Raw genomic sequence first — 14,290 nt, 5'->3', positions numbered from 1 at the left:
CGCAGAAGTGTTGGAGCGTCATATGTCCCGTACCGAGAAGACCCAGCCGTTTCGTATCCGCCTGTGGGACGGCACTTTGCGCCGCGTTGCTGTCCACGATCACCGGGACGGCATCTGCGACCTCCCTGCCACCGTCCAGGAGTACCTGAAACGGGTCGAGGACACGGGTGTCTCCATGGCCCCGGGGTTCTGCCACTGGGAACTCCAGTACACCGGAACGAGGACCTGCTGCTGCCCGCTGTGCCATGACGCAGACGGTCTGCGCGATGAGCGCCGGGCAGACCGTCATCGGAACCGCCGCGAACTGGCTGAGTTGCTGAAGCTGACCCGCCACGGCTGGCGCGAACTCGGCTGAAGGACCGGTCCGGAACCCGCGCCTCCGAATCTGTTAGCGCGGAGCCCGATATCGCAAGGGGTGCCGGGATGCCGGGGCGCGGGACAGAATCGGTCTATGACGCGGATCGCAATCATCGGCGGTGTGCTGCAGGCCGTTGTTCTTCTCCGCGGCTGCATGGTCATGTCCAGTGTCGCGGAGCCATACTGGGTGAATGATGATCGACGGCGGATCTGGGGGTGCGGGCGGGAAGCGGCCTGCGCCGGGCATGAGCCCGTTCCCGCCGATCGCAGACTACGCGTTCCTGTCCGACTGTGAGGCCAACTGCCTGATCGCCCCGAGCGGGCAGGTGGAGTGGATGTGCCTGCCGCGTCATGATTCACCGAGTGCTTTTTCCAGCATTCTCGACCGGGCCGCGGGCGGTTTCAAGGTTGCGCCATACGGCGTCCGGGAGCCCGCTGCGCGCCGCTATCTGCCCGGGAGCCTCATTTTAGAGACCACCTGGCAGACCAGAACGGGCTGGATGATTGTGAGGGATGCCCTGGTGATGGGCCCCTGGCACCACACGGAGAAGAGGGCGCGCAGATACCGCCGCCCGCCGACGAACTACGAAGCGGAGCATTGCCTGCTGCGTACCGTCCGGTGTGTCAGCGGATCCGTAGAGCTGTCCGTCCTATGCGAGCCTGTCTTCGACTACGGCCGACGCCGGGCACGATGGGAGTTCGTCAGTCCCGGATACGGGGAGGCCAGTACCATCAGCAGCGACGAGGAGGATCTGGTTCTCTGCCTCACCACCAACCGCCGCTTGGGCATTGAGGGCCCCATCGCGATCATTCGCAGCCAGATGACCGAGGGCGAGGAGGCGTTCATCGCCCTCTCATGGGCGTCGGTGCCTCCACCCAGGACCTGGGAGGAAGCCACCCAGAAGCAGTGGCAGACCACCGAGTTCTGGCGGCAATGGATCACTGTCGGGGAGTTCCCGGACCACCCCTGGCGGGAGCAGCTGCAACGCAGCGCGCTGACGTTGAAGGGGCTCACCTACGCGCCGACCGGAGCGCTGATCGCCGCGGCCACCACGTCGCTGCCCGAGACGCCCCGGGGAGAGCGAAACTGGGACTACCGATACACCTGGGTGCGGGACTCCACCTTCGCGCTGTGGGCGCTGTACACGCTCGGCCTGGACCGAGAGGCAGACGACTTCTTCTCCTTCATCCGCGACGTCGCCGCCGAGGACGAGCTGCAGATTATGTACGGCATCGGGGGCGAAAGGGACTTGCCCGAGTCCGTGGTCGAGGGTCTGGAAGGCTACGACGGGGCCCGGCCTGTCCGCGTAGGCAACGCTGCGGTCCACCAACGCCAGCTGGACGTTTGGGGCACGATGCTGGACTCCGTTTACCTCCATGCCAAGTCCCGTGACCAGCTCCCCGAGTCGCTATGGCCCATCCTGCTGCGCCAGGTCGAGCAGGCTGCCTCCCACTGGCGAGACACCGATCACGGCATCTGGGAGGTCCGTGGCGAACCGCAGCATTTCACCTCCTCCAAGCTCATGTGCTGGGTCGCCCTGGATCGCGGCGCCCGGTTGGCACGGTTGCACGGCGAAGCTGATTACGCCCGTAAATGGGACACAGTCGCGGCGGAGATCCACGACGACATCTGCAGCAACGGAGTCGACGATCGCGGAGTGTTTGTCCAGTCCTTCGGCACCACGAACCTCGATGCTTCGCTGCTCCTTGTCCCGCTCGTCCGGTTCCTGCCAGCCAGTGATCCCCGCGTTCGTGCCACCGTTTTGGCCATCGCCGATGAACTCACCCGGAACGGACTCGTCCTGCGCTACCGCCCCGAACAGACCGACGACGGGCTCGCGGGCGATGAGGGGACTTTCACCATGTGCTCGTTTTGGCTCGTCTCAGCCCTCGTTGAGATCGGAGAAGTGGCCCGAGCCAAAGCATTATGTGAACGCCTGCTGTCCAACGCCAGTCCACTGGGGCTCTACGCCGAGGAGCTGGATCCGGTGAGTGGGCGTCATCTCGGCAACTTCCCGCAAGCGTTCACCCACTTGGCCCTCATCAACGCGCTCATGCACCTCATTCGCGCCGAAGAAACCCACCGCGTGAGGCCTTTCGCCCCGGCACACCGCAACACCTGACCAGCTATGCAGCTCGGGGGCAGCCGCTGGGTAATGTAATGCCTGTTTCCTGGCACGGGACCTCCCGGAAGGTTTCAACTCGATCAGGGGTCGTGGAACGCGGCGCATTCCGGGAAGGGGTCGTTCAGGGGCGCTGGCCATGGCGGATCGTTAGCGGGGTCGGCGTCGTCGGCGTCGGGCCAAGGGTGTGCGGCGGTGAACAGGTGCCAGTCGGGGAACGGATCCACCGGGAGTTCGTGTTCCTGATGTGCGGTAGCTCGGTCCGGTCCGATGCTCGTGCCTCGGTGCGTGTCCCCGTCTCTCTCCATGTCCGTGTCCGTGATTGGGGTGTCGGGTGGCCAGTGGGGTGGTTCCCAGTCCTGGTGCTCGCTGGAGTAGAGCCGCCGGGACGGTGATGTCCACCCGGGCGGGTGGTCCTTGCTGGCCGCGGTGGGCGTCCATCCGGTCCGGTGTTTGAGGCGGTGGTGTTTGGGGCAGGGCTGGCCCAGGTTGGAGATCCCGGTGGTGCCTCCGTCGGCCCACGCCAAGAGATGGTCTGCTTCATTGTCCAAGGAGTGGTTGTTGCAGCCGGGGAAGGGGCATTTGCCGTCGCGAAGCCGGAGCCATTGACGCTGGGCCTTCGTGAGGCGGTAACTGGTGCGTCCGATTTCCAACGGGGCGCCGTCACGGGGGTCGGTCAGGACGCGGTGGAAGGAGTCCGCGCCGTCGGCAATCAGGCGGCGGGCGATCGAGGGCGGGATAGGCCCATAGCCGTCAAGCATGGCCGGTTCGTCCGTGGCGCCCAGCAGCGCCAGGACGGGTACGGTGACCAGGACCTGCGCCCTCGGGGACGGGACCGGACAAGCCCGCCCTGGTCCGGCGCCCCCGTCGGGCCTTCCGCCCACTCCCGAGCCGCCGCCGGGTGTTCCGGTGGTGTTAGTGCCGGTGGCCTGGTTGGTAAGGAGCCAGGTGGCGGTGATGTCGGCGCGGAGCTGGGCGAGGGTCCGGGTCTCGTGAGGGCCTTGGAGGGCGCGGGCAGCCGCGGTGGTCCGTTCCCAGATTCCCGCCGCGGTCGCTGCAGGCAGGTGCGCCGAGAGCCACGCCATGCCGTCCCGGTCCGGGAGGTATTCGACCCGCCGGTCCCCGACTTTTTTCGCGTGGCGTTCTTCGATGCCGACCGGGTGGTGGCGTTCCCGCCAGGTGCGTGCCTTGGCGCGGAACCGGGCCGGGACGAGCTCCCCGGCGGGGCAGCCCCGGGCAGGGGTCGGTGCTTCGGGGTCCAGGAAGTGTGCTTCCATCGCTTCGGCTCCGGCAGGTTCCAGGTCCTCGGTTTCCTCGACCATGATCCGTGCGTGTTGCCACGAGATCGCCCCGGACTGAAGGGCGGCCAGGGTCAGAGGCAGAGCCGTGGTCAGTGCCCGGGATGCGGACAGGAAGGCCCCGGCGGTGCGTTCACTGACGGTCAGGACGCAGGCGACCTCGGCAACCAGTGCAAGCTCCTGGGCGGTGCGCTCGTGAGGTGAGGCCACCGGAGACACCAGGGACCTGGCAGCCCGCACATAGTCCGCGGCCAGCTTCGTTTTCAGGGCGGCGGTCCGGGCTTCCAGCCGGACTACTTCCGCCAGGCCGTCCAGACAAGCATCCGCCAGCCGGCGCAGCGGATCGGAGCCGTGCAACAGGGCAGGGTCACGCAGCGGATCGGAGCCGTCATGCGGCTCGGCGTCTGCCGGGGGAGTGGGGCCCGGCGACTCGGAGCCGTCCGCGCCCGTGCCAATGCAGGCAGCAAGCACGGCAACGGACGCGGCAATGGCATCCAAGGCCGCGCCGCTGGCCGCGCCCGCGCTGTTGTCTGCGCTCGAACCGGTCCTACTCCCCATACCCAAAGCATCACACGAGGCACCGACAATTTAGCGCAGACGCCGGGGCTGCCTCACACCAATCCCCGCTGGTTGTTGACGCCTTGCGAAAGCTCAGCCTCCAGCTGGCTGATGCTGGGCAATGTCGAAGCGATTTCGGGCAGGGATCCCGCGATCTCGGCTTCCCATTCCGCGATGCCAACCGGCTTGTTGAACCCGCGCAGGGCGTATTCGGCCACCACGTTGTTTTTGGTCTTGCACAGCAAGAGCCCGATGGTTGGCTGATCGTCGGCGTGCGCGAGCAGATCGTCCACGGCAGACATGTACATGTTGATTTGCCCAAGGTATTCCGGTTTGAAGGCGGTGGCCTTCAGTTCAATCACCACGAAGCAGCGCAGTTTGAAGTTGTAGAACAGCAGATCCGTGAAGAACTCGTCGCTGCTGATCGTGAGCCTCACCTGCCGACCCACGAACGCAAAGCCCTGGCCTAGTTCCAAGAGGAACTTTTCAACGTGCCGGATCAACTGGCTTTCAAGGTCGCGCTCGTCCCGCTTGCCCGCCATCGCGACGAAATCGAAGACATAGGGGTCCTTGAACGCTTGTTGCGCAAGATCAGAGTCCGACGGCGGCATAGTCGCCTTGAAGTTGGTGATTGCCTTGCCGGAGCGCTCGTGAAGCCTGCTTTCGATCTGAAGTGCCAGAACATTGCGCGACCACCCCTCGGCCAGGGCCTGGTCGGCGTACCAAGCCCTGTCAGCTGGGTCCGCCAGCTTGTCGAGCAAGATGACATTGTGGCCCCAGGGCAATGTTGCAACAGACTGTTGCAACATTGGGAAGTCCGGCCAAGCCTCCGCAAAGGACTTCATATAACGGAGGTTTCGTGGCGAGAAGCCTTTCGCCTCCGGGAAGGCTGAGCGGACGTCTGCTGAGAGCCGTGTGACTACTTTGCTTCCCCATCCCTTCTCGGATTCCCGCTGTGCCAGTTGCTTGCCGATGGCCCAGTAGGAAAGAAGCATCTCCCGGTTTGCGGCGGAGACCGCCCTGGACCTGCCGGAATGGATCTGATGTGATACCGAGGCCAGCAGCTCCGGATACCAATCTGGCATGACGGACTTCGGTGGCGCTGATTCAAACGAAGCTGGTACGGACATCCGGGGGCGGATCCTTTCTCGGCGGTCATTTCACCGCGAATCTATCGACGGCCACTGACAGTAATGCCGGACACGGACTGATCCCGAGGAAATGCCTGCCCGGAAAAGGGATTACGGCTAGCCCTGACCTTCCCACGGGACGGCGCTTGGCACGAATTTCCGGATGCCAGGCCGGCAACGTCCAAAACGAGGGGCCGGCAACGCCCAAAACGGGGGGCCGGCGGCGTCTGGGGTAGAGAGCCCCGAGCCCCGGGCTCCAGGGGCCCTCCCGCCGTCGGCCCCGTCTTTTCCGGTCCCGTCAGGGCCGGTAGCTGTCGAGGTGCCGAATGTGTTCCTACATATATTCAACAGTCTTTTCCCGCGATCCGAAACGAGTGGAGTGTACTCGTTTTACGGCCGGCAAACTCCGGGTGGCTTACTCACCACCGGCCTTGGACAGCATCGCCCTTACCGGCTGGACCACCGCTGCCGTTTCGGAAAGGGAATCCGGTCCAAGTCGTTCGCCGCGACCACCGGGATCCCTCCGGACCGCGCCCCGGCCTGCTGCGCGAGCAGCCCGACGTCGGTGTAGCGTGATGAGAAATGGGTGAGAATGAGCATGCCCGCGCGGGCGGTGGCAGCCAATGTGCCCGCTTGCCCCGCCGTCAGATGGCGGTACTGGGCGGCGAGCTCGCCGTCGTCGTCGCTGAATGTGGACTCCGCCACGAGAAGATCGACGCCCTCGGCGAGTTCTTCCGCACCGGCGCATGGCGCCGTATCCATCACGAAGGCAAAGCTTTGACCGGGCCTCGGCACGCTCACATCGTCCAGGCGCACGCCGCCCACGCTCCCGTCCTGCTGGAGGAGGCTGATGTCCCGCCCGGTAATTCCGGCCGCCGCCAACCGCTCCGGAAGGAGACTGCGGCCGTCAGGTTCTGCAACCCTGTAGCCGTACGTCTCGATCCGATGCAACAGCGGGCGCACCTCCAAGCCCGAAGCGACGGCTCCCGCGGCCCCATGCGGATGCAGCCGGAGGTCGACGCCGGGGGAGGCCACCGCGACGAGCGCGCGGATCATCTCCTCGCCGGACGCGGGATAGTGCAGATGGACCGGATGCGGAACGCGATCCAGTGCCATCCGGGAAAGCACCCCTGGAAGCCCAAAGCAGTGGTCGCCGTGGGCATGGGTGATGCAGATGCGCGTGATTTGGCTGGCCGAGACACCCGCCTGGATCATTTGACGCTGTGTGCCTTCTCCAGGGTCGAAGAGCAGGCCCTGCCCATCCCAGCGGAGCACATACCCGTTGTGGTTCCGGGTCCTGGTGGGAACCTGCGAAGCGGTGCCGAGAACCACGAATTCGCGCATGAAACCGAGTGTCTCACTGCACGGCTGTTTTCCCCATCGTTTGCGTGCCCCGGGCAGGACATGCTGCCTTGGGTTTGGCGAGTACGTCTGAGCGCACCTGTTGCGGAAGAATGTTCACATGAGTGACGCCGCCCGGTTTATCGATGAGGCTTTACGCCGGGAGAGCTCATGGATCCGCGCAGAAGATACGCAGGCCCGGCTAGGAGGCGGTCTCCGTTATTACGGCTCCTCAGTCGGTGCCGTCCGCGGCACTGTCCGCGACGCCCTCCGCCGCCACTCGGGGCTCGCGCACGACGAGGTCACTGCCTTGAGCTCGGAATTGTGGGCGGTTCCCGTTTTCGAACGCCGGCTCGCGGCAATTGTGTTGTTGCAGTCGAACGTCGATCTGCTGACCAATACCGATTTGACGCGCCTCGAGGGTTTTGTCCGCGATGGAGGGCGGCGCGAACTAGTCGATCCGCTTGCGGTGGACGTTGTTGGACCGTTGATCGCCCGGCTGGATGGGCAGCCCAGGGCGCGTGCTGACGGCGTGCTGGATCGATGGGCGCAGGAACCTGACGAGTGGCTGCGCCGCGCCGCCCTGATGTCGCCACTGAGGGCACTCCGTGCCGGAAGCGGCGATTGGGGCGCATTTGTACGCCACGCCACGGCGGCGCTCGACGCACCTCGCGAAGATGGTGGAGACGCCGAGGTGGTCCGGGATGCAGTTTCCACCATCCTGAAAGAGGTGGCCAAGCATCGGCCCGAACTGCAGTTCCCCGCGCTTAGCTCCCGGGAAGACGGAGTTTAGTTTTTAGGAAAAAGCGTGTTGTAGCGGTACATGAAGGCCGCCATTGCATCCCGGGCAACGGCAGTTACAGGCCGAAAGGTCACGGTCTTGTTCGCTTCAGTCCACCCGGTTGAGATTCTGGTGAAGGCCAGCCAGTTGATCTCCTTGTAGAACGGAGTCTGTGGCGTCACATCGGTGAACGGGGAAGCCGCCGGAGCCGCGTAGGCCGGGCTGCCTGCCATGCGGTACATGAAGGCCGCCATGGCATCACGGTTCACGGGTTGCAGCGGGCGGTAGGTCTTGATGCCGTTTCCTTCGTCCCAGCCGGTGGAGATGCCCTGCGTTGCGAGCCAGTTGATCTCCTTGTAGAACGCAGTTTGTGGTGTCAGGTCGGCGAAGGGAGAAACTGCCGGGGCTGTATACGGCGGGCTGCCTGCCAGGCGGTACAGGAAGGCCGCCATGGCGTCACGGTTCACGGGTTGCAGCGGGCGGTAGGTCTTGATGCCGTTTCCTTCGTCCCAGCCGGTGGAGATCCCCTGCGTTGCGAGCCAGTTGATCTCGGTAAAGTACGGGTAATTGCTGGGGACGTCGCTAAAAGGGCTCGACGCCGGTGGTGGCGGCGGGGGTGGCGGCGTGGTCGACTGCCCCAAGGCCTGGGCGACGGTCCGGACGGAGGTTGTCCCGTTGCCCGTCCGTGCGGCCAGCCAGGTGACGAACGTATCGAAGAGCGTTGGGCTAATGGTCAGGGTGGGATCGGTTCCGACCGCGATGTGGTGGAAAGTCAACTCCAACCAACCGCCCGTCGACTCGGCGTTGGTGACCAGGTCCTCCAGATTCTGCAGGGTCCATGTGCTGTCCACTTCATCCGGAGCCTTGGTGACCAGGGGGTTTGCCGGAGGGAGGGTCTCTGCGAACGGGCAGCTTGCGCAGCTTGCCGGGGAACGGATATCGCCCAGTCCGCGTGCGCTGGCGAATCCACAGTTCTTCACATCCGTCTGAACGGACGCGTTTTCCGCGGCAAATGGATAGGCGAAGTTGCTGACTTGGAATCCCCAGCTTTCGAGCGTCGACTTGCCGTTGCAGATTTCGGCGCTGGCAGCTGCGGTGGTCAGCGTGGTCAGATCCGGGTGTGTAACAGTGTGGCCCCCGATCTCGTTGCCGTCACCAGCGATGGAGTGCAGATTGGCCTGGGTCAGGTAGCCCGGGGTGCCGATCCAGCTGGTGGTGATGAAGAAGGTTCCCACGAGCCCATGGGCTTTCAAGACCTGTTCGGCGGCGAGCTGGTTGTCGTTGCCGTCGTCGAAGGTCAGACTCACGATGGTGGTTGCTGCTGCATGTGCCGGAACGGCGACTCCGCTAAGGGCGCCCGCGGTGAGCAGCAGGGCACCCAGGACGGCACCGATCCGCTTGTGCTTGTTCGGGTTTTTTATCCGAGGAAATCCGGCGACCCGTGGGCCTTGCTTCCTGAAACGCTGATCCGGTCTGCGCATGGCTCCTCCACGAGACGAGGGCCCCCAGGCGGCGTATGAATGTAGGGTACGCCTTCAGTCGCACAGGTTGAACACAAAAACCACCCAAATCTGAATTCACAGCCTGCTCCAAGGTTCGAGCGGTGAGGGGTGACCAACGCCCTCCTGCGGCAGCCAATCGGGTGCGTACAGCCTGTTCCCACGACGGCCCAACACTCGTAATCTGAAAGCTGGGAGGTGATTCCTGTGGAAGCAGCCCAGGGAGATCGGATCATCATTCACGGCAGAACGGTGGGGGCATCCGACCGGCACGGCGAGATCATCGAAGTCCGCGGTGCAAATGGTGCGCCGCCGTATTTCGTGCGATTTGACGATGGCCACGAGACCATCCTGTACCCGGGTGGTGATTTCACGATCGATCACGCAGGCGGCAGGCCGTAGCCGCGACGGCTGGCCGTCTTTCACGTTGAGCTGCCGGCCGTCTTTCACGTTGAGCTAAGGTAAAACTTAGCGGCGAGGGAGACCGGGGAGGCGCGCGTGGATCAGATTCTGGACCTGCCCTTTGAGGTGGCTCTTATCGCGCTCTTCGCTGTAGTGATGGTCCGCGTCAACGCGACATACTGGATCGGCCGCGGCGCAGCCGCGGGAATGGGGCGGACGCGCTTTGCGCGCGCCCTGCATCGCCCCAAAGTTAGCAAAGCGCAGGTCCTGGTACAGCGCTTCGGCCCATACGCCGTCGTACTTACCTTCCTGACAATCGGACTCCAAACCGCCGTCAACCTGGCGGCTGGGGCTGCGAGAATGCCGCTCAGCCGCTATCTCCCTGCGGCAATCGTGGGCTCGGGCATCTGGGCCTTCGTCTACGCGACCATCGGGTTGGCGGCGATAGATGCGTGGCTTGCTGTCATGGCGGGCTCCCCCTTGGCTGCCGTTCTCCTGGCCGCCTCCGTTGCCGTGCTTGCCGTACTTGCCGTCTGTCTGGTCATTTGGCGTCGACGTCGGACGGCTGTGGCGCCAGAAGATACAGTGGTCTGAGTTCCATTACCGGACCGGCGAAAGGGCAGGCGTTGAGTATTGAGCTTCCGGACCTCGCGGAAGGCGACTTCTACTATGAAGCACTCGGGAATGGGCGGTTGCGCTCAACCATCCACGCCCAGGGCGCGTGGAATCCGCATGAGCAGCACATGGCACCGGCATCGGGCCTCATGGCTGATGCACTGCTCCGCCATGAGCCCCGCGACGACGTCCGGATGGCCCGCCTTAGCTACGAAATCCTGGGATTGATCCCGGGCGGCGAATTCGAAATCACCACAGCCACGGTCCGCCCCGGCAGGACGATTGAACTGATTCAGGCGGAACTCTCGGCGGCAGGACGGGTGGCGATCCGGGCCACCGCCTGGCGCATGGCCACGAGTGATACAAGTGCCGTCGCCGCCATAGAAGACCTCGCCATGCCGGCCCCGGACGAATGCAAGCCGTGGGACGGCGCCAGTGTGTGGCCCGGCGGCTACATCCGGTCCTTGGAAATGCGAATCGCGGAAGGACACCGGGCAGGCTCGGGCAAAGTCTGGATCCGCACCGCATATCCGCTTACCGATGCCGCGGACAGCCTCGACCTCGCAAGGCTCGTTGGACTCGTGGACACGGCCAACGGCATTGCTGCCCGCGTTTCGCCTGGCAAGAACAGCTACATTTTTCCCAATCTTGACCTGCAGATCCACATGTACCGCGAACCTGCGGGCGAGTGGCTCGGCCTGGACAACATGGTGTCCTTCGGCAATGACGGCATCGGCCTGACGTCCACGGTACTGCACGACATCAGTGGCCCTTTCGGCCGCGCTGAGCAGATCCTCACGCTGAGGAAGAGCTGATGGTTGCGGACCATACCGGAACACAGCGCACGCTGACGGTGACGCGCCAGGAAGAATCGCTCGGCGTCGCCGATGACCTGGACTTCGGGATCGAGCTCCTCAATCGTGCCCGGCGGGGGCTGCTCGGGCCAACACTGCGGTTGTACCGACCCCGCCCCACCGTGGCGTTCGGGCAACGCGATGCCAAGCTGCCGGGATTCCAAGCTGCGTCCGAGGCATGCAAGGACCTGGGGTTCGAACCGTTGATCCGCAAGGCGGGCGGCCGGGCGGCCGCCTACCACCGGGGCACTTTGGTGATCGACCATGTGGAGCCGCACACGGACGCGATCGCCGGGGCGAAGTCCCGATTCTCCTTCTTTGGCGAGCTCTTGGCAGGCGCGCTCCGCCGCCTCGGGGTGCAGGCCGCCGTCGGGGAGATCCCCGGCGAATACTGCCCGGGTGAGTTCAGCGTCCACGGCCTGGACCCGGATTTTCCAACACACCAGATCAAGTTGGTGGGCACCGCCCAGCGGGTGGTCTCCGGAGGATGGCTGTTCAGCTCGGTGATAGTCGTTGAGAACTCGGCGCCCATCCGCGAAGTCCTGACAGCCAGCTATCAAGCCCTCGGACTGGATTGGGACCCCGCCACCGCCGGCGCGGCCAACGACCTCTTGCCGCAGCTGGACGTACCCGCGGTGGAAGAAGCCGTCGTCGCCGCATACGCAGAATACGCCGAACTCATCGACGGCGAGTTCCGGAGCCTGCTCCCCGTGACGAGCACCAAGGCGCCGTTGTAGACGGAAACCCAGCGGGACCGCCGGACTCCAGCGGGACCCCCGGACTCCGGCGGAGTTAGGCGGCGAGGCGCGCTTCGACCTCGGCGGCGGACGGGTTGGTGGCCGCGGTGCCGTCCGGGAATAGGACCGTGGGGACGGTCTGGTTGCCGCCGTTCAGCTTCTCCACGAGTTCGGCAGTGCCCTCAACCTCTTCGATGTTGATCTCGTTGTAGCCGATGCCCTTGGCGTCCAGCTGCTTCTTCAGTCGGTTGCAGTAACCGCACCAAGTGGTCGAGAACATGGTGATAGTGCCGGATTCGGGGGTGAAGTCCACGGATTCTCCTGTGTCTTTGTGTGTTTCGGGTCTGCGTTTTTAAACTACTGGCGTCAACGGTAACCCGGCAGGAGCTATTCCTTCGCGCTCATGTGTCGCATGACACGGTCCGCAGGGAAACAGCGCGACACGCAGCAAGCGCACACACCATGGGATGGACCCGATGTGCGGTCCCTCGGATCTCAGGTATCCGGTCCTAGAGCGACTCTTCCACGACGACGCCGGACTGGTACTCCCGGCCGTCGGCTTCACTGAAGGCCGTCATCACATGTCCTTTGCCGAGGCCGTTGATCGCCGAGAGGGGGAAGTGGCCCGTGATGGTATTTTCCGAGTGTTCGACACCCTTGAGGTCGTAGTTCTCTTCGGCGCTTTGGTCGTGGTTAAAGGAGAAGAAGGCGATTGCCTCCCCGTTCATGAACTCGATGCCGAGTCTTCGTTGAGAGGAATAGTCCGGAGTCGCAGCGACCAGGCCCACAACAAAGGCGCCGGAGCCAGGGATGTTGCCCTCGATCTCGAACTTCGCCACGAGCGTGGCTTCCGTGGCGGTAACGCTGGCCTGCTTCAGAAGTGCCTCATGGTTGCTCATGGCTCAATCCTGCTCTGTGCGCCCTTCGCCGTCCACCCCTGATTCGGCTTTTTGTCCAGCCCCGCCACCCTCCTTGCGCTCCAGATCGTGAACTAGCGACTGAGCCTGACGAGGCGGTTGCGCACTTCCTCTCCCATGGTCGCGATCCTCGCGTAGCCGGCAAAGGCGAAGAATAACAAGCCGGCGGATTGCAGGATTCCGTACCCACCATGGGCAAGCAGTCCATCCCCGAAAGTGTTGGCCGGGGACGGCGCGGACCTGGCGGGAGCCCAACCCGATCACGACCGCGTCGAAGGTACCCAGCCGACGGGCCAGGGCCTGGGGGTTGCTCATGAGGGTTCTCCTTAGGCGCTCACACCGAGTCTTAGTCCGGCCATCCTCCCGAATGTGCGCCGGCGCTGCGGGATGAAGCCTAGGACTTCCCCATGAGTGTCAAGACGATAAGGACGCAGTTGAGGCCCACGATGAGTGCGGCGCTGGTCCACCCGGCAATTTTCAACGGCGCGGAATCCGTGTGGATGCCCATGACTTCGCGCTTGCCGGTGAGCCGGATCAGCGGAATCAACGCGAAAGGTATGCCGAAGCTCAGCAGCACCTGGCTCAGCACGAGTGCCAGGGTAGGTTCTATCCCAACGCCGAGAATGACCAAGGCCGGGGCCAGTGTGATCACCCGGCGGAGCAGCATGGGCACCCGGATTTTGAGGAGTCCCCCCATGACAGTCGCGCCGGCGTAGCATCCGACGGATGTTGAAGCCAGGCCCGAGGCAAGCAAACCGACGCCGAAAGCCACGCCGATGACTGGACCAAGGGCCGAGGTAACGGCAGCGTGGGCCCCCGCGATCGTTGCGGTGCCTTCGACCCCCCGCAGGCTCGTTGCAGCCAAAAGCAGCATGGCGATGTTCACGACTCCGGCCAGCATCAAGGCCCCCGCGACGTCCACGCGGGTGGTCTTGATGAGCCTTGTCCGTACTGCGGGATCTTCCGAGAAGCCATGCCGGTCACGGGCCAAGGCCGAATGGAGGTAGATGGCATGCGGCATGACGGTGGCACCGAGCATGCTCGCAGCAAGGAGGACCGTGTCCGTGCCCTCGAAGCGCGGCACCAAGCCGGCCAGCACTCCGCCGGGTTCGGGGGGATTGACGAACAGCCCCGAGACGAAACCGACGGCGATGACCGCCAGGAGCATCATGATGGCGTGTTCAAAGGATTTCTGGCCGCGTGAGGACTGGAGGGCCAGGAGGAACATGGATGCGACGCCGACGATGATTCCGCCCATGAAAAGCGGTAGTCCGAAGAGCAGGTTGAGGGCTACGGCTCCGCCGATGACTTCGGCCATGTCGGTAGCTCCGGCCACCACCTCCGCCTGCACCCAGAAAAGCCTGCGCCGATGGGTTCCCAAGCGTTTGCCCAGGAGTTCCGGAAGGCTCTGGCCGGTGGCCAAGCCGAGTTTCGCGGACTGGTACTGCACCAGGACTGCCATGATGTTTGCTGCCACCAGGACCCATACGAGCAGGTAGCCGCAGTTCGCTCCGGCTGTGAGGTTTGCCGCGACGTTTCCCGGATCCACATAGGCGATCGCAGCCACGAAAGCCGGCCCCAACAAGAGCAGCCGGGACTTCCATCGGGCCTTGCTCGCCGGTTGCTCCGCGATCGTGGCAGCCATGGTTTCCTCAACATCGGGGATACGGACATTCTG

General features: G+C 64.3%; 13 protein-coding genes and 2 pseudogenes. 7 read left to right on the top strand and 8 right to left on the bottom strand.

Features of this window, described 5'->3' with window-relative positions; genetic code table 11:
* Positions 1-22 precede the first annotated feature (22 nt).
* Together J2S96_RS10020 and J2S96_RS10015 are read left to right on the top strand one after the other, a co-directional pair.
* Complete coding sequence (locus tag J2S96_RS10020) at positions 23-355, top strand: hypothetical protein (protein ID WP_306862546.1); 333 nt, start codon at positions 23-25, stop codon at positions 353-355.
* Positions 356-548: 193 nt separating this feature from the next.
* Entirely contained in the window at positions 549-2,480 is a 1,932-nt protein-coding gene (locus tag J2S96_RS10015) for a glycoside hydrolase family 15 protein (RefSeq protein ID WP_306862543.1), read from the top strand.
* 83 nt (positions 2,481-2,563) lie between these two features.
* Here the strand turns inward: J2S96_RS10015 and J2S96_RS10010 are convergent, their stop codons facing one another.
* From J2S96_RS10010 to J2S96_RS10000, 3 genes are all read right to left on the bottom strand, one after another.
* A complete protein-coding gene (locus J2S96_RS10010) occupies positions 2,564-4,336 on the bottom strand; it encodes an HNH endonuclease signature motif containing protein (RefSeq protein WP_306862540.1) in 1,773 nt (590 codons plus the stop codon).
* A gap of 53 nt (positions 4,337-4,389) precedes the next feature.
* The gene (locus tag J2S96_RS10005) at positions 4,390-5,466 is read right to left on the bottom strand and encodes a PDDEXK nuclease domain-containing protein (protein ID WP_306862537.1); all 1,077 of its coding nucleotides are present in this window, start codon (positions 5,464-5,466) and stop codon (positions 4,390-4,392) included.
* A 447-nt stretch (positions 5,467-5,913) separates the two neighbouring features.
* Entirely contained in the window at positions 5,914-6,810 is an 897-nt protein-coding gene (locus J2S96_RS10000; protein WP_306862534.1) for a ribonuclease Z, read from the bottom strand.
* A 118-nt stretch (positions 6,811-6,928) separates the two neighbouring features.
* Between J2S96_RS10000 and J2S96_RS09995 the strand changes: the two genes are divergently transcribed.
* Positions 6,929-7,600: a DNA alkylation repair protein gene (locus J2S96_RS09995; RefSeq protein WP_306862531.1), complete on the top strand. Its 672-nt coding sequence runs from the start codon at positions 6,929-6,931 to the stop codon at positions 7,598-7,600.
* On the opposite strand, the pseudogene J2S96_RS20190 reads toward J2S96_RS09995, so the two are convergent.
* Positions 7,597-8,187: pseudogene (locus J2S96_RS20190) on the bottom strand (S-layer homology domain-containing protein); the annotation flags it as partial. The gene J2S96_RS09995 and the pseudogene J2S96_RS20190 overlap by 4 nt on opposite strands.
* 372 nt (positions 8,188-8,559) lie before the next feature.
* Positions 8,560-9,069, bottom strand: a pseudogene (locus tag J2S96_RS20185) (polysaccharide deacetylase family protein); the annotation flags it as partial.
* Positions 9,070-9,294: 225 nt separating this feature from the next.
* Between J2S96_RS20185 and J2S96_RS09985 the strand changes: the two are divergent.
* The 4 genes from J2S96_RS09985 (at position 9,295) to J2S96_RS09970 (ending at position 11,695) form a co-directional block, all read left to right on the top strand.
* Positions 9,295-9,489 carry a DUF1918 domain-containing protein gene (locus J2S96_RS09985; RefSeq protein ID WP_306862526.1) on the top strand — a complete coding sequence of 65 codons (195 nt, stop codon included), beginning with the start codon at positions 9,295-9,297 and terminating at the stop codon, positions 9,487-9,489.
* A 96-nt stretch (positions 9,490-9,585) separates the two neighbouring features.
* Positions 9,586-10,083, top strand: coding sequence for a DedA family protein (locus J2S96_RS09980; protein ID WP_306862524.1), 498 nt, complete (start codon positions 9,586-9,588; stop codon positions 10,081-10,083).
* A gap of 32 nt (positions 10,084-10,115) precedes the next feature.
* Positions 10,116-10,919 (top strand): thioesterase family protein, encoded by an 804-nt coding sequence (locus tag J2S96_RS09975; protein WP_306862521.1) that lies wholly within the window; start codon positions 10,116-10,118, stop codon positions 10,917-10,919.
* Positions 10,919-11,695 (top strand): lipoate--protein ligase family protein, encoded by a 777-nt coding sequence (locus tag J2S96_RS09970; protein ID WP_306862518.1) that lies wholly within the window; start codon positions 10,919-10,921, stop codon positions 11,693-11,695. The genes J2S96_RS09975 and J2S96_RS09970 overlap by 1 nt, the downstream gene beginning before the upstream one ends.
* A gap of 55 nt (positions 11,696-11,750) precedes the next feature.
* Here the strand turns inward: J2S96_RS09970 and J2S96_RS09965 are convergent, their stop codons facing one another.
* From J2S96_RS09965 to J2S96_RS09955, 3 genes are all read right to left on the bottom strand, one after another.
* Positions 11,751-12,008: a mycoredoxin gene (locus J2S96_RS09965; RefSeq protein WP_059389319.1), complete on the bottom strand. Its 258-nt coding sequence runs from the start codon at positions 12,006-12,008 to the stop codon at positions 11,751-11,753.
* A 196-nt stretch (positions 12,009-12,204) separates the two neighbouring features.
* A complete protein-coding gene (locus J2S96_RS09960; RefSeq protein ID WP_306862515.1) occupies positions 12,205-12,594 on the bottom strand; it encodes a hypothetical protein in 390 nt (129 codons plus the stop codon).
* Positions 12,595-13,006: 412 nt separating this feature from the next.
* Entirely contained in the window at positions 13,007-14,257 is a 1,251-nt protein-coding gene (locus J2S96_RS09955) for an Nramp family divalent metal transporter (protein ID WP_306862512.1), read from the bottom strand.
* Between the last annotated feature and the right edge of the window lie 33 nt (positions 14,258-14,290).

The sequence above is a fragment of the Arthrobacter bambusae genome (assembly GCF_030812595.1).
GTDB lineage: Bacteria > Actinomycetota > Actinomycetes > Actinomycetales > Micrococcaceae > Arthrobacter > Arthrobacter bambusae_B.
The sequence above is the reverse complement of the archived record's forward strand: the minus strand, read 5'-3'. Positions and strand labels throughout refer to the sequence as shown.

Excerpts from the sequence above, each read along its gene's own strand:
- J2S96_RS09995 (WP_306862531.1), top strand. The coding sequence starts at position 6,929 with ATGAGTGACGCCGCCCGGTTTATCGATGAGGCTTTACGCCGGGAGAGC.
- J2S96_RS10020 (WP_306862546.1), top strand. The coding sequence starts at position 23 with ATGTCCCGTACCGAGAAGACCCAGCCGTTTCGTATCCGCCTGTGGGAC.
- J2S96_RS10015 (WP_306862543.1), top strand. The coding sequence starts at position 549 with ATGATGATCGACGGCGGATCTGGGGGTGCGGGCGGGAAGCGGCCTGCG.
- J2S96_RS10000 (WP_306862534.1), bottom strand. The coding sequence starts at position 6,810 with ATGCGCGAATTCGTGGTTCTCGGCACCGCTTCGCAGGTTCCCACCAGG.
- J2S96_RS09960 (WP_306862515.1), bottom strand. The coding sequence starts at position 12,594 with ATGAGCAACCATGAGGCACTTCTGAAGCAGGCCAGCGTTACCGCCACG.
- J2S96_RS09955 (WP_306862512.1), bottom strand. The coding sequence starts at position 14,257 with ATGGCTGCCACGATCGCGGAGCAACCGGCGAGCAAGGCCCGATGGAAG.
- J2S96_RS09970 (WP_306862518.1), top strand. The coding sequence starts at position 10,919 with ATGGTTGCGGACCATACCGGAACACAGCGCACGCTGACGGTGACGCGC.
- J2S96_RS10005 (WP_306862537.1), bottom strand. The coding sequence starts at position 5,466 with ATGTCCGTACCAGCTTCGTTTGAATCAGCGCCACCGAAGTCCGTCATG.
- J2S96_RS10010 (WP_306862540.1), bottom strand. The coding sequence starts at position 4,336 with ATGGGGAGTAGGACCGGTTCGAGCGCAGACAACAGCGCGGGCGCGGCC.